The organism is Streptomyces sp. CLV115, from assembly GCF_038448545.1.
Lineage (GTDB): Bacteria > Actinomycetota > Actinomycetes > Streptomycetales > Streptomycetaceae > Streptomyces > Streptomyces sanglieri.
Genome location: NZ_JBCEWQ010000019.1, coordinates 69,292 through 82,408 on the forward strand (window position 1 = coordinate 69,292; position 13,117 = coordinate 82,408).

Consider the following 13,117-nt stretch of genomic DNA (forward strand, 5'->3'; position numbering starts at 1 on the left):
GGGCGTCGGGTGACGTCCGGGCCGAGGGCTCGTGGTGCCGCTGCCGGGCTACTTGGCGCAGGTGCGGTCGCGGGCGGGCAGGCGTCCGGTGGCGAGGTAGGAGTTGACGGTGGAGTCGATGCAGGCGTTGCCGTAGACGCCGTAATTGACGTGCTGGTTGGCGCCGTCGAGGGTGAGGAGGCGGGAGCTGGGCAGACGGTCGTGCAGGGCGACGCTGTTGGTGTAGGGGACGCGGGGGTCACCGGTGGAGGCGACGATCAGGGCCCGGGTGTCGTGGCGGACCCGGACGGGCGCCTCGCGCGGGCGGTCCCAGAAGGCGCACGGAGTGATGCTCTCGGTCAGCGGGGCGAACAACGGGTGGGCGGCGCGGCCCCGTTCGATGTCGCGCCAGTACGTCTCGGGGTCGCGCGGGGCGGATACGTCGCCGCACAGGATCGCGGTCTGGGCGCTGGCGACGGAGGAACCGGCAGGAGTGAACACGCTGCGCAGCAGTCCGGCGAAGGCGGGCGGCAGGGGAGTGGGGCGGCCATCGGCGGCCCGGACGAGCAGGGACATGTGCTCGGCCAGCAAGGCACGCGCCGGGTCGGTCTCGTCGGCGAGTTCGGTGAAGAGCAGGGCGGGGACCTGGCTGCCGTCGAGGCGGAAGACATCGGGAGCGGTGCCGACGGTGAGCGGTTCGCGGGCGGAGGCGGCGATCACGTCGTCGAGGGTGGCGCGTACCTGTTCGCGGGTGCGGCCGAGCCCGTAGGTGCCGTGGCGCGCGGCCGTCCAGTCGGCCCAGTCGTCGTACGCCTTCTCGTTCTCGGCGTCGGCCCCCTTCAGGAGGCGGGGGTTGTAGCGGTCGGGGTCCAGGGCACTGTCGAGGACCACCCGGTCGTGGCGGGTGGGAAACATCTGGGTGTAGGCCGTGCCCAGATACGTGCCGTAGGAGAAGCCCAGGTAGGAGATCTTCCGCTCGCCGAGGACGCTGCGGACGACATCGATGTCGCGGGCGGTGTTGCGTGTCGTGACGTGCGGCAGGAGCGACCCGTTGGTGGCCCGGCACCGCTCCGCGACGCTTTTGGCGCGGGCCGTCTGGCGGTCGAAGCCGGCCCGGTCGGGGCCGGCCGACAGCAGGCCGGGGCCGGAGGACAGGCCGCAGTCCAGGGGAGTGCTGCGGCCGGTGAAGCGCGGGTCCATGCCGATCACGTCATAGCGGGCACCGGTCTCCTTCATCATGGGGCGCACGGCGAGCCCGATGCCGAGACCCGGGCCGCCCGGACCTCCGGGGTTGACCAGGAGGGAGCCGATCCGGTGGCGGGTGTCGGTGGCCTTCAGGCGGGAAATGGCGACGGTGATGGTCCGGGAGCGGGGCTTGCCGTAGTCGAGTGGCACGGTCACATCCGCGCAGCGTGCGCCCGCGGCGTCGAGAGCGCGGCCCGTCTCGTCGTCCGCACCCTGGGTACAGCGGTGCCAGTGGGGGCGCTGCTGGTAGTAACGGCCGAGCCCGGCCGCAGGGGCCGCGTCGGCGGTCTCGGGCGTCGCGGCGGTCGCGGGTGGGGTGGTCAGGCCGGTGGTGAGGCCGGCGGCGAGGACGAGTCCTACGGCCGAGGCGCGCCGTACGGCTGTGCCGGGGGTCATCATGGTGCTTCTCCTGACGGTGATGAACACGGCCGGTCCGGAGAGCGTCCGGGCCGGGCGGGTCGAGCCTTCCAGCGCACCCCGCCCGCGCGCATCGCCGTGCGGCACGAGATGCCGGTACGTCAGACGCACCAGTACGGGCCGTCGATGTGCACCCTGAGTACTAGCTGCGCCCCGTTGCTGATTTCGTGGCTCCGCAATGGGGGCCACCGGCCTTCGGGGCCGGAGGCATCGACGGACCGCTGATGAGGGGCTTGAGCACCGGCTTCACCCGAGCCGGAAGACGACGATGCGGCAGCGAGGCAACGTGAACCGGTGGCTCGGCCCCGCCGGGCTGTCAGCGCACTCCTGCCCCGCGCGGCGTTCCCCCTGACAGACCATCGCTGTTCGTGTCGATTTCGTCACTCGGAGTGGAATGATCGCGGGGTGCGCGCCCACCCGCACACGATCAGGAGGAGAAATGGCCGAGCGCCAGAACGGCACCGTGAAGTGGTTCAACGACGAGAAGGGCTACGGATTCATCACTCCGCAGTCCGGTCCCGATCTCTTCGTCCACTTCCGTGCGATCGAAGGGAACGGCTTCAAGTCCCTGAAGGAAGGCCAGGCGGTCACCTTCGAGGCTGTCCAGGGACAGAAGGGCATGCAGGCCGACAAAGTCCAGGCCGCGTAGGAGCAGATCCCCCATGACCCTCCCCGGATGATGCCCGCCCTCTCTCCGGGCCCTCCCCGGGCCCGTGCTTTCAGGGGGTGCGGACGTCGGCTGCCGGGCCGGCCGGTGGTCACATCGGGAAGACGGGTCGGCCTTGCGGAACGTGCGAAGCGGCCGCAGGGCCGTCCCGGGAGCTCCATCCTGTCGGGGCACTCATCCCTGACCGCACGAGCAGCAGCGTTCGCTGCCGGTCCGGGAGCCAATCCCGAGACCTTGCGGAACCGGGTGCGGGCAGTTGGTGCGAGCCGGCCGCGGGGAAGTCGGGCGGAGGCACCGACAAAGCCGCCCACGCCGCTGGAGCGGAGAACGCCGCTCTGCGCCAGAAGATCCGCGATGCAGGTCGAGCAGATCGAGGAGGCCGAACGGGGCTCACTGCGCCTGCGTGACGAGTGAAGCCACGAGTGATGTCGAAGAGAGGCCCTTGTCGACGGAAGTGCGTGGCGCTGGAACCACCGTGGCGGGTCCACGCAGGGGGCGCGCTCAGGTAGTTGTGCGCGAGTTTCCGCAGGCGCTGCCTGTCGAAGCTGCGGCCGTGGCCCGGGTGCGCGATCGACATGTCCAGGTCGGCCAGGAGCGCCAAGCTGCGCCGGTAGTCCGACGGATCGGATTCGGGGAGGTCGTCGATGAGGTGGCCGTTGTAGATGACGTCGCCGGTGAACAGCGCCCCGGTGCGTTCTTCGAGGAGGGCGATACAGCCGGGGGTGTGCCCGGGCAGGTGCAGAACGGCCGGCGAGTGCCCGTCCAGGTCGATGACGTCCCTGTCCTGGAGGGTGCGGTGCACCTGAGCGGCTGCACGCGGTGGGTGCGAGGGTCGTAGCCGATGTGCGGCAGCGCCTCGATCAGCAATCCAGGCAGGTCTCCTTCGACTGTCTCCACACCAAGTTCTCTGTAGAGCTCGGAACCCGTAGGCACTGGAGGGCACGCCCTGTGCCAGAGGCTCTTCGGCGGCCTTGTGGGCCGCCCGTTCTGAGAACTCGTGTGCTCCGCCGACGTGGTCCAGTTGCGCGTGGGTGAGGACGACCAGCGGATCCCGTTCGAACATGCGAGGAATGTGCCGGCGCAGACCGGCGACGCCCAGGCCCGCGTCCACGACGAGATCGCGGTCCGCTCCGCGCAGCCACCACAGGTTGGCCCGCACCAACTTGTCGACATGCGGCTCGGTGATGCGGACGAGGCCGTCGTCCAGTTCTTCCAGCTCGTACCAGTCGCGAGCCTGCGCCAGAGTCGTCGGCCCGCCCCGCTCGCGACGAGGTGCCGATAGCCGAAGTCCGTAGCAAGCCATGAGCGCGCGGCAGTCACGCCGGTGGCCCCATGGCCGCGCACGACGAGTTGGGTCACGAGCCGGCTGCCGATGGCACCGGCCGTGCCGGCAACGCAGTTCCTCATGGCATCTCCGTTCGTCGTGCCGACTGAGGGAAGCGGGCACTCCTGCCTTCCATGACTGGCTGGGCCCCGGTTTGCGACGCCGGATGGCGGGTGCAGGACCGCATCGTGCAGAAAGTCCAGGACGGTCGCGGCGGTCTCGTCGGGGCGCTCGTGTTTCGGCGGGTGTCCCATGCCGTGGAGCGGGCGCAGGTCCACGCGGGAAGAGACGGACCGTACCCGTGATGTTCAAAATGAGGGCTGGTCGGCTCGTCGGATCTGTGGTGCGCCCGCCTGGCGGTCACACCCCGATGAAGCTCACTGTTTCCGTCATGTCAGCCCGTCCGGTGCGCAGTCGTGGCACGCCTTCCTTCTCGAATCCGACCGAGACACCGCAGAACAGCACGCGCCCGTCGTCGGCTCCGACGATCCGGCTGACGGTCTTGCGGTACATCGTCCACATCACCTGGGGGCAGCTGTGCAACCCTTCCGCCCTCAGCAACAGCATGACCGTCTGCAGATACATCCCCGCGTCCGCCCACTGCCCGGGGCCCATCGCCCGGTCGAGGTAGCAGAACAGCACGACCGGTGCCCCGAACGCCTCCGAGTTCAACGCGGCGATCTTCATGGGTCTGTCGGGGTCGTCGCGCTCGATGCCCAACGCCTCGTACCGCTGGGCGGCCGCGGCGGCGAAGCGGTCCGTATACGGCGAGGCCAGTTCGGCCGGGTACATCGGATACTCCCGCTCATCCCCCGGATCTCCCGCCAACGCCCTTGCGGTCGCACGTGTCTTCAGCTCGGCCAGGGGCTCTCCGGCCACAACGTATACGTGCCACGGCTGAAGGTTCCCGCTCGACGGAGCCCGCGTCGCCATGGCCAGCACTCGTTCGAGCACCTCTTGGGGCACCGGCTCATCACTGAACGCCCGCACGGCCCTCCGACCGTCCACGGCCTCATACACATCCACGTAGTTCTCGTCCTTTCACCCAACGACAGTCATCTTTCCACCGACTTCAGCACACAGAAGAGACCGAGAGGCGGTCCGGGACACACTCATGCGCAGCACCGCTGCGGTCGTACGTCGCTGTCGTCGTCGAGCCTCTCCGGGCAGAGGCAGAGGCAGAGGCAGAGGCAGTGGTCATGACGGTGATCCCACCAGGCTGACCACCTGCCGTGCGAGACATTTAGTCTGGGCCGAATGTTGCTGCTGCGGCTCGACCTGGACGACCTTGCCTCTGTCCGGTTCGCGTGTTCCCCTCTGCAAGAGACCGTTCTGAGCCTGCGGGCGTGGCAGAACCCGGTCCGGCACGCCGAGCACCAGCCCCTCCTGCGCCAAGGCGCCCCGCTGCTGCGGCAACTCGACTGGCCCCTGCTGCAATCTCTGCTCGGGCCGCGCAGACGCATCGCCGACTTCCTGACCCCACACCCCGCCGGCCCGTCCCCCGATGTCGACGGCGAATTCACCGTTCTGCGGGCTACACCGGCCGAGCGTGTGACAACCGAACTGATCCAGGCCGCCAGTGGTGCAGAGCTACGCCCCGGACTCCAGCAGGTGTTCCAAGACCCCCTGGCCCTGCTCACGCGCATCGCCGACGCCCTGTACGCCTACTGGGCGCTCGTGGTCGCACCGCACTGGCCGCGCATGCAGGCCGTCCTGCGGTCCGACATCCTGCACCGAGCCCGGCGGCTGGCCGACGGCGGCGCCGCAGCAGTGTTCCCCGACATCGACCCGGGCCTGCGCTGGCAGGCAGGCACCCTCACCGTGGACGCCCGCCGCGACGAACACCGTGACCTCGCAGTGGACGGTCGCGGAGTGACGTTCACTCCGTCCCTGTTCTGCGAACATGCCAGCACACATTTCAACCCCGCACTGGCGCCCAGGATCGTCTACCCCGCCCGGGGCCGTGCAATGGCCTGGCACACGAACGCGGCCACCCCGCCAAAAGCCCTGGCCGACCTGCTCGGCGGCACCCGGGCCCTCCTCCTGACCCAGCTCGCGGAGCCCGCGAGCACCACCGACCTGGCCCACCGGCTGGGGCTCAGCCCTGGCACAGTGAGCCAGCACCTGGGTGTTCTCCACCGGGCAGGACTGGTCACCCGGGCTCGGCAGGGACACCTCGTGCTGTACCTGCGCAGCCCACTCGGCGATCAACTGACGGCATGAAGCCGCCCCGACAAGTGCCCTCAGCCCGTTCACCGCAACGTCGTGCTCGCCCGGCAAGAGCCTCGGCAAGAGACCCGGCAAGAGCCCCGGGCGGGACATCCGACCTGGGACAAGAACCTGGCCCTGGCCGCGTGGCCGGAGTGGCGTATCGGCCGGCAGACCCTGCCCGACGCGGGCCACCGGCCCTTCCCGCAGCCGCGGGCAGCTCGAATGCACGTAGCCGACCGCGGGTGAACCTACACGATCCCGAAGTACAGGCCGATGACGGCGAGCGTGCCAGCGGTGACGACAGCGAGCGTCCCGTACACCGTCACCAGCCCGAACATCGTGCCACCGGAGAGCTGCGGGCGGTCCGGCAGCAGCAGCCTGCGGGCGACCAGCGTCGTGGCGGCGAGCGCCGCCGTCACGGCGAGCCACCCGCCGACGCCCGCCGGGAGGCCGGTTTCTTCGAGTACCACCGCGGCCAGGAACGGCAGGGCAGTTGCGGCGGCTGCCAGCGCCGGGACCCACCACCACGCCTCGCGCCCCGAGACCCTGCGGCCGAGCCGTCCGGCCACGACCAGGAGCGGCATCACGACGCCGACCGTCAGCAGGGCGCAGGGGGCAGCTGCCCAAAGCGGCGTCACCACGATCAGGACGAGCGCCCCCGCCGCGTTGTAGGGATGGTCCGGGCTCGCGTGGATCAGCTCCCACACGACGAGCACGACCGTCCCGATCGCAGCCTCGACGAGCAGCATCGACATCGAAGTCGCCAGCACCGCGCCGAACCTGTCCCTCACGCGTACCTGTGTCTGGCCCGGATCCTGTATTTCTGAACACATTCAAATCCCCTCCCGCCCCGTATCCTTCTCTGCGCGGGGCGAGTCCGTGCAACCCGGCCCCTTCGGAGGGTGCGGTCTCGCACCGGAGCTGAGGCCGGGAGCAGGCCGACCCTTCACACCGAGAGGCGTTGAGGCCGGACTGCTCGGGACGGGCGACAACGCGGACGGGCTGTGCCGCGTGATGCTCAGGGTGGTTGTCCGCTCCCCGGCGAAGCCGCCGGCGCCGGCCTCGGCGAGGACGTTGAATCTGCCGGAGCGCCCGTCCGCATAGGATGCGCTCCACGAACTGGTCGTACGGGCGAGGGGTTGGGGGGACTGCAGGTGTTCGGGGCAAGGAAAAACAAGGGCGAGCTGCCGAGGATCCCGCGGAGCGTGGATCCACGGCGAGCCCGCGCCCTGCCGGTTCCGGCCGAGGCGCAGGCCGACGCGCGCATGTTCATGCTGGGTGGCGACACCATCCGGGCGGTCAAGGTGATCGTGGACGCGACGGGCTACGACCTGCGCCAGGCCCGGGACATCGTGTATGCGCTGGTCTACGACGTCGAGGTGCCGAGGGGAAGCTGAGCCGAGGGGGGAGCTGCGCCGAGGCGCGATGCACGCGGATCCGGATGTCCTTCGTGATCGTCAAGATGAGGCTTGTGCCAGGTGTTCAGAGGGCGGGTTCGTGAGCTGATATCCGAGCGCTCGGGCAGGCCGGGCGAGCTCGCCCGGCCTGCCCGACCCGGAGACCGCGGAGCCGCTCACGGTGAGCCTGGAAACGGCGACACCACACATCGGGACGTGCTGACCAGGCTCGGCGCGCAGAACCGGGCCCACACGTTGGTGATCGCGTACGAAAGCGGCCTGGTCATGCCCGGGGCGAAGGCTGACGTGACATCAGGTGACCTGACCTGACCTGACCTGACCTGACCTGACCCGGCCCGCCTGCGCAGCCGAACCCGCGTCCGGGGCGGTACACGCTCTCGACCCCTTCCCACCCCGGGGCAGGCCCGGCCATGGGGGCTCTGCACCGGGTCTGATGGTCACTCGCGGGCCCGCCCCGCACGCACAGCCGGTGTGCGGGGCGGGCCGTTCCTGTCGAGTCTCCCCTCAAGACAAGCGCGGCACCTCTTGAGGGAAGCACCTGATCAAGGAATGTGCGCTCACCCGGGCTGAAGCCCGGCTTGCTTGGAGCAGGTCCGGTCGTTGGCGGGTAGCCGGCCGGTGGCCAGGTACTGGTTGACCATGTTGTCGACGCAGGCGTTCTCGTACAGCCCGTAGATCGCATGCCGGTTCGCACCCTTGAGGGTGATCAGCTTGGAGCTCGGCAGCAGGCCGTGCAGGGCGACGGCACCCTTGTGGGCGGTGCGGGTGTCGCCGGTGGCGGACACGATCAGCGCCTTGGCGTCGTGCTTCACCTGAGTGGGCCTCTCGCGGGGCCGGTCCCAAAAGGCGCACGGACCGATGTTGTTGGCCAGCGGGCCGAAGCGCGGGTACGCGGCGCGGCTGCGCTCGATGGCCCGCCAGTAGACCTCGGGGTCACGCGGGGCCGCCACGTCCCCGCAGATGACCGCGGACTGAACACTGCCGTAGTGGGACTGCTCGCCGGTCAGCGCGAACCGCAGTAGCCCGGCGAACTGCGGTGACAGCCGGGTCGGCTGCCCGGCCGCGGCCCGGTTCAGCACGGACACCTGCTCGCCGAGGGCAGCGCGGGACGCGTCGGTGTCGCTGTCGAGACCGGCGAGCAGGAGGAACGGGGTCCGGGTGTCGTCGAGCCGGAAGGCGTCCGGGGCGCTGCCGACGGTCAGCGGTGCGCGCGCGGATGCCCTGATGACACGATCGATGGTGGCGAGAACCTGGGTGCGGGTGCGGCCGAGGCCGTAGGTGTCATTGCGGGCGGCAGCCCAAGAGGCCCAGTCGGCGAGCGCCTGCTCGTTCTCACCGACGGCCTCCCGAAGCAGCCGGGGGCCGTACCTGCGTGGGTCGATGGCGCCGTCCAGGACCATGCGGTCGGTCCGGCCGGGGAACATCTGGGTGTAGACGGTGCCCAGGTAGGTGCCGTACGAGTAGCCGAAGTAGGAGATCTTCTTCTCGCCGAGCGCGCCGCGGATGACGTCCATGTCACGGGCCGTGTTGCGGGTGGTGACGTGCGGCAGCACGGAGGCGTTGGTGGCCCGGCACTTGTCTGCCAGATCCTTCTGGAAGGTGACCTGGCGCTCGAAGCCCGCCCGGCTGCGACCGGCCGAGAAGAGATTGGTACCGACGGGCCAACCGCAGTCCAGCGGGGTGCTGCGGCCGACGAAGCGAGGGTCGAAGCCGACGATGTCGTAACGAGGGCCCACCTTCTTCATCCACGCGTGGAATTCCGGCGGGGATTCGAGGGCGGTGCCGCCGGGGCCGCCGTTGTTGAGCAGGATCGAGCCGATGCGGTGGCGGGTGTCAGTGGCCTTCAGCCGGGAGATCGCGACGGTGATCGTACGGCCCCGGGGGTCGGCGTAGTCGAGCGGCACGGTGATGTCCGCGCACTGCACGCCGGCCTGGTCCAGATCACGGCCCATGGTGTCGCCCGAACTCTTGGCGCAACTGCCCCAGCCCGGGCGCTGATCGTAGTAACGGTCGAGCCGGGCTTCGGACTTCGCCATGGTGGGGACCGGCGCGGCCGTGGCGGCGGGGGCCGAGCCGAGGCAGGTGACGAGGGCGAGGCCCACCGCGGCGGTGCGGTGCACGGCGGGGCTGGAGTTGATCACGAAGCGTCCTTGGGGTGCTGGGTGCTGGGTGCTGTGGTCGGAAGTGCCGGTCGTACGTGCCGCGTTCGCCGTGGGTGGGGCAACCGCCACCACACCCGACGGGACAGCCGACACTGCTGCGGCCGGGTCCGGTCGGTGTCTGTCGAAGGGGGATCTCTTCGCCCCGTTCCGTATATGTCTCACACCGGAGACGCTATGCACAGCAGTAGCCCTACTCACTACGGCTGTCCCCCCGATCCCGGTGCGGCCATCCCCAGCAACGGATCGTCCACTGCCCGGCACCGAGACTGTGACAACAGATCAACACCATTACTGCACCGGCATGTTGACCGACCAGGTGAGTCGATCTTCTGATCGGTCGTGCTGGGAGGGGGCGTCCGTGGACGGAGCGGCGCCGTTGTGCGAGGGGGCGCCGGTACCCGGTGGAGGTCATCGCGCACTGGGTGTGGCTGCGCTTTCGCTTCCCGCTCCGCTTCCGCGGGGTCGAGGAGCTGATGCGTGAGCGCGGCGATTCCGGCGACGCTCGCCGCCGTCGAGGCCGAGCAGCCGGCCGATCGCATCACCGTGGCCCGGCAGTCCCAGGCGCCACCAGCCCGTAGAAGATGCCGACCGCGACCAGAACCGCAGCGGCGAAGGCGAGGTCCGGCGCCCGGCCGACCCTCCACTACCGCGGCTCACTCGACTCCGCCGACGGCATCGACATCGACCACGTCGTCGCTCTCAAGGAGGCCTGCCGCTCCGGCGCATCGCAGTGGGCGACCATCGAAGGACAACAACCGGCTGGTGTTGTCGGTGCCGTCGAAGGTGAAGTGGCGCGGGGATCCCACTGCCACGGTCGGCCGAGCCGGATTCCGCTACTTTTCGAGCGCGGCAGAGCCCCGCTGCGCGCGGTCGTGGTCACGGGCCTGCATGCGGCTGGGGGAGGGGAAACCGGCGTGTCGGGCCAGCGCGGCCGTCAGCACGGAGGCAGCGAGCAGGGCGGAGGCCGTCCAAGGCAGTGCCCCCGAGCCGGCACTGTCCAGGACGGTGCCGCCGAGCAGGGAGCCGCCGGCCATGCCGACGTTCCAGCCGGTGACCCAGAGAGAGTTGGCGGTGTCGGGATCGAGCGGGGCCGCCTTGACCCCTGCGGTCTGTGTCAGTGTCGGAATGCCGCCGTGCGTCACGCCCCAGAACACCGAACCGAGCACCACGGCCACGGTGCTGTGCCCAACCGCACCGAATACCACCAAGCATCCGGCGGCCAGGGCCAACAGGCCGATCGTGGCGACGCGCAGCCGACGGTCGGCGGTGGCTCCGGCGATCCAGACGCCGACCATGGAACCCAGGCCGAACAGGAACAGCACGGTGCTGGTGCCGACTCCCAACCCTGCCTGTTCCACGAACGGAGCGATGTAGGTGTAGAGCACGTAGAAGCCGAGGACCATCAGGAGCGACGCGACGTTGATGGCGCGGATTCCGGGCGTACGGATGGTGCGCATCAGCCCCGTGCCACGGCTCGCAGCCTCGCCGGCCAGCTGCGGCAGGCGCCACAGCGCGGTGCCGGCCAGGGCCACGGCCAGCACGGTGAGCAGCCCGAAGGTGGCGCGCCAGCCGATGAGTCCGCCGAGCGCGGTGCCCGCCGGGATGCCGAGCGAGAGCCCGACCGTCATGCCGGCCAGCGCGGTGGCGATCGCCTTGCCGCTGCGCTGCGGGGCCAGCCGCGCCGCATACGCCGGAACCATTGCCCACAGCAGGCCGGCGAACACTCCGGAGACGACCCGCGCGGCAAGCGTCAGGGCGAAACCGGTGGAGATGGCCGTCACCACGTTGGTGGCCGCGAAGCCGAGGAGCAGCGCCAGCAGCAGGGTGCGACGCGGCAGGACCAGCGTCCAGGCGGTCATCGGGATCGCGGTGAGGGCGGCGGCCAGTGCGTAGACGGTGATCAGCAGCCCCGCACGTGCCTCGGAGACGCCCAGATCGGCGCTCATCGCGGGCAGCACTCCGGCCGGCAGAGCCTCGGTGAGGATGGTGACGAATGCGGATCCGGCCAGCACCAGCAGTCCGCTCAGGGGCCAACTCGCGCTGGTGGACGAGGGATTGGCGGTAGGCAAGGAATGAACGTCAGAGGTCATGCCCGGAGGCTAAAACCCTCACGTCTACGTGAGGGTCAAATCCAAGTGCCCGCCAAGCCCGGACTCATCCGTCCGCCGTCGCGCGAGCGGCCCTCCGGGCGGCTCGCAGATAGGCGTCGACGGCGTTGCGATTGCGGGTCAGGCACCGGATACGGCTGTCGAGGAGCTCCCGCTCGGCTGCCACCTGGTCGAGCATCTGCGCGCAGGGGACTGGCGGCAGCAGATCCGACGGGCCGTCCAGGTACGGCAGGATGTCGCGGATGATCCGGGTGGGCAACCCGCACTCGATCAGCCCGCGGATCTGCCGAACCACCTCGTCGGCGCCCTCACAGAAGTCGCGATAGCCATTGCTGCTCCGAGTCGGTCGGATCAGCCCCTCTTCCTCGTAATAGCGCAGCGCGCGCACGCTGACGCCGGTCATCCGAGAGAGCTCGCCGATCTTCATGTGTCCCACCTCACGCCGTCCCCGGTTGACCCTCACGCTCACGTGAGGGTTTTACGTTACGTCATCTCAGCCCCCGAAAGGAAACACATGTCCATCCCCAACCCCAGCCCGACCGACCGCATCGACCCCGAGACCCACCAGGGCCTGCGGAATCTGCACGCGCTGACCGGGCCTGGCGGCCTCGTCAACTTCGACATCCCGCGCCAACGCGAACTGTACGAGGAGATGAACCGAGCGGCCCTCGCCGCGCTGCCGCCCAATGACCGGGTGCGGTACGAAGACCTCACCGTGCCCGGCCCGGCCGACGGCCCGGAGCTGAACGTACGGATCTACCGCCCCGCAGACAGCACGGACGCCGGCACTCTCCCGGGCATCCTGTACATCCACGGCGGCGGCATGATCACCGGCAGCGTCCAGACCGACCACCGGCAGGTGCTGCCCCTCGTCGAGGCGGTCGACGCGGTCGTCGTCTCCGTCGAGTATCGCCTGGCACCGGAACACCCCGACCCGGCCCCCGTCGAGGACTGCTACGCCGCACTGCTGTGGATGTCCCGCAACGCCTCCTCGCTCGGCATCGACCCCGGCAGACTGGCCCTCTACGGCGGCAGCGCGGGTGGCGGCCTGGCCGCCGGCGTCGCGCTGCTCGCCCGCGACCGCGGAGGCCCTCGCGTGGCCTTCCAGATGCTGCCCTATCCGATGCTCGACGACCGCAACACGACACCGTCCAGCCACGAGATCACCGACATCGGCATCTGGGACCGTGCCGCCAACCTCCAGGGCTGGCAGTCCCTCCTGGGCGACAGAATCGGCACCGACCACGTCAGCCCCTACGCCGCCCCCGCTCGGGCCGACGATCTCAGCGGACTGCCGCCCACGTACCTGGACGTCGGCGACCTCGACCTGTTCCGCGACGAAGACCTCATCTACGCCAACCGGCTCATGCAGGCCGGCGTCCCCGTCGAACTCCACGTCTACCCCGGAGGGATCCACGCCGGCGAGCTGCTCGCCCCCGACGCAGAACTCAGCGCCCGTATCACCGACTACCGCATGACCGCACTCAACCGGGCCCTGCACTCCTCCCGCGCGCCGGGCGGACCCCAATAGCCCAGCCAATCCGCCCGCACCGCGCTGCGTTGCGGGCGGATTGGCTGGGCTATTG

The 13,117-nt window shown here is 69.9% G+C and carries 12 protein-coding genes; 4 read left to right on the forward strand and 8 right to left on the reverse strand.

Going from position 1 to position 13,117, the window contains the following annotated elements; translation table 11 throughout:
• Nucleotides 1-48: 48 nt before the first annotated feature.
• Nucleotides 49-1,623: an alpha/beta hydrolase gene (locus AADR41_RS10295; RefSeq protein ID WP_342281023.1), complete on the reverse strand. Its 1,575-nt coding sequence runs from the start codon at nucleotides 1,621-1,623 to the stop codon at nucleotides 49-51.
• Nucleotides 1,624-2,080: 457 nt separating this feature from the next.
• Here AADR41_RS10295 and AADR41_RS10300 point away from each other — a divergent pair, with 457 nt between their 5' ends.
• A complete protein-coding gene (locus AADR41_RS10300; protein ID WP_342281024.1) occupies nucleotides 2,081-2,290 on the forward strand; it encodes a cold-shock protein in 210 nt (69 codons plus the stop codon).
• Nucleotides 2,291-2,399: 109 nt separating this feature from the next.
• Here the strand turns inward: AADR41_RS10300 and AADR41_RS10305 are convergent, their stop codons facing one another.
• On the reverse strand, nucleotides 2,400-3,611 hold the full coding sequence (locus AADR41_RS10305; RefSeq protein WP_342281025.1) for an MBL fold metallo-hydrolase: 1,212 nt from the start codon (nucleotides 3,609-3,611) through the stop codon (nucleotides 2,400-2,402).
• A gap of 381 nt (nucleotides 3,612-3,992) precedes the next feature.
• Complete coding sequence (locus AADR41_RS10310; protein ID WP_342281026.1) at nucleotides 3,993-4,658, reverse strand: nitroreductase; 666 nt, start codon at nucleotides 4,656-4,658, stop codon at nucleotides 3,993-3,995.
• A gap of 231 nt (nucleotides 4,659-4,889) precedes the next feature.
• On the opposite strand from AADR41_RS10310, the gene AADR41_RS10315 reads away from it, so the two are divergent.
• The gene (locus tag AADR41_RS10315) at nucleotides 4,890-5,855 is read left to right on the forward strand and encodes an ArsR/SmtB family transcription factor (RefSeq protein WP_342281027.1); all 966 of its coding nucleotides are present in this window, start codon (nucleotides 4,890-4,892) and stop codon (nucleotides 5,853-5,855) included.
• 236 nt (nucleotides 5,856-6,091) lie between these two features.
• On the opposite strand, the gene AADR41_RS10320 is transcribed toward AADR41_RS10315, so the two are convergent.
• Nucleotides 6,092-6,634: a hypothetical protein gene (locus AADR41_RS10320; protein ID WP_342281028.1), complete on the reverse strand. Its 543-nt coding sequence runs from the start codon at nucleotides 6,632-6,634 to the stop codon at nucleotides 6,092-6,094.
• Nucleotides 6,635-7,048: 414 nt separating this feature from the next.
• Here AADR41_RS10320 and AADR41_RS10325 point away from each other — a divergent pair, with 414 nt between their 5' ends.
• Entirely contained in the window at nucleotides 7,049-7,240 is a 192-nt protein-coding gene (locus AADR41_RS10325; RefSeq protein WP_342281029.1) for a hypothetical protein, read from the forward strand.
• A 578-nt stretch (nucleotides 7,241-7,818) separates the two neighbouring features.
• Here the strand turns inward: AADR41_RS10325 and AADR41_RS10330 are convergent.
• From AADR41_RS10330 to AADR41_RS10345, 4 genes are all read right to left on the reverse strand, one after another.
• Nucleotides 7,819-9,402: an alpha/beta hydrolase gene (locus tag AADR41_RS10330; RefSeq protein WP_342281030.1), complete on the reverse strand. Its 1,584-nt coding sequence runs from the start codon at nucleotides 9,400-9,402 to the stop codon at nucleotides 7,819-7,821.
• A 674-nt stretch (nucleotides 9,403-10,076) separates the two neighbouring features.
• The gene (locus AADR41_RS10335) at nucleotides 10,077-10,235 is read right to left on the reverse strand and encodes a hypothetical protein (protein ID WP_342281031.1); all 159 of its coding nucleotides are present in this window, start codon (nucleotides 10,233-10,235) and stop codon (nucleotides 10,077-10,079) included.
• Nucleotides 10,236-10,256: 21 nt separating this feature from the next.
• A complete protein-coding gene (locus AADR41_RS10340) occupies nucleotides 10,257-11,513 on the reverse strand; it encodes an MFS transporter (protein WP_342281032.1) in 1,257 nt (418 codons plus the stop codon).
• A 64-nt stretch (nucleotides 11,514-11,577) separates the two neighbouring features.
• Nucleotides 11,578-11,958 (reverse strand): MerR family transcriptional regulator, encoded by a 381-nt coding sequence (locus AADR41_RS10345; protein ID WP_342281033.1) that lies wholly within the window; start codon nucleotides 11,956-11,958, stop codon nucleotides 11,578-11,580.
• Between the two features lie 87 nt (nucleotides 11,959-12,045).
• Between AADR41_RS10345 and AADR41_RS10350 the strand changes: the two genes are divergently transcribed.
• Nucleotides 12,046-13,062, forward strand: a complete 1,017-nt coding sequence (locus AADR41_RS10350) for an alpha/beta hydrolase (RefSeq protein WP_342281034.1) — start codon at nucleotides 12,046-12,048, stop codon at nucleotides 13,060-13,062.
• Nucleotides 13,063-13,117: the final 55 nt, after the last annotated feature.

Excerpts from the sequence above, each read along its gene's own strand:
- AADR41_RS10295 (WP_342281023.1), bottom strand. The coding sequence starts at position 1,623 with ATGATGACCCCCGGCACAGCCGTACGGCGCGCCTCGGCCGTAGGACTC.
- AADR41_RS10300 (WP_342281024.1), top strand. The coding sequence starts at position 2,081 with ATGGCCGAGCGCCAGAACGGCACCGTGAAGTGGTTCAACGACGAGAAG.
- AADR41_RS10305 (WP_342281025.1), bottom strand. The coding sequence starts at position 3,611 with ATGGCTTGCTACGGACTTCGGCTATCGGCACCTCGTCGCGAGCGGGGC.
- AADR41_RS10315 (WP_342281027.1), top strand. The coding sequence starts at position 4,890 with ATGTTGCTGCTGCGGCTCGACCTGGACGACCTTGCCTCTGTCCGGTTC.
- AADR41_RS10340 (WP_342281032.1), bottom strand. The coding sequence starts at position 11,513 with ATGACCTCTGACGTTCATTCCTTGCCTACCGCCAATCCCTCGTCCACC.
- AADR41_RS10345 (WP_342281033.1), bottom strand. The coding sequence starts at position 11,958 with ATGAAGATCGGCGAGCTCTCTCGGATGACCGGCGTCAGCGTGCGCGCG.
- AADR41_RS10350 (WP_342281034.1), top strand. The coding sequence starts at position 12,046 with ATGTCCATCCCCAACCCCAGCCCGACCGACCGCATCGACCCCGAGACC.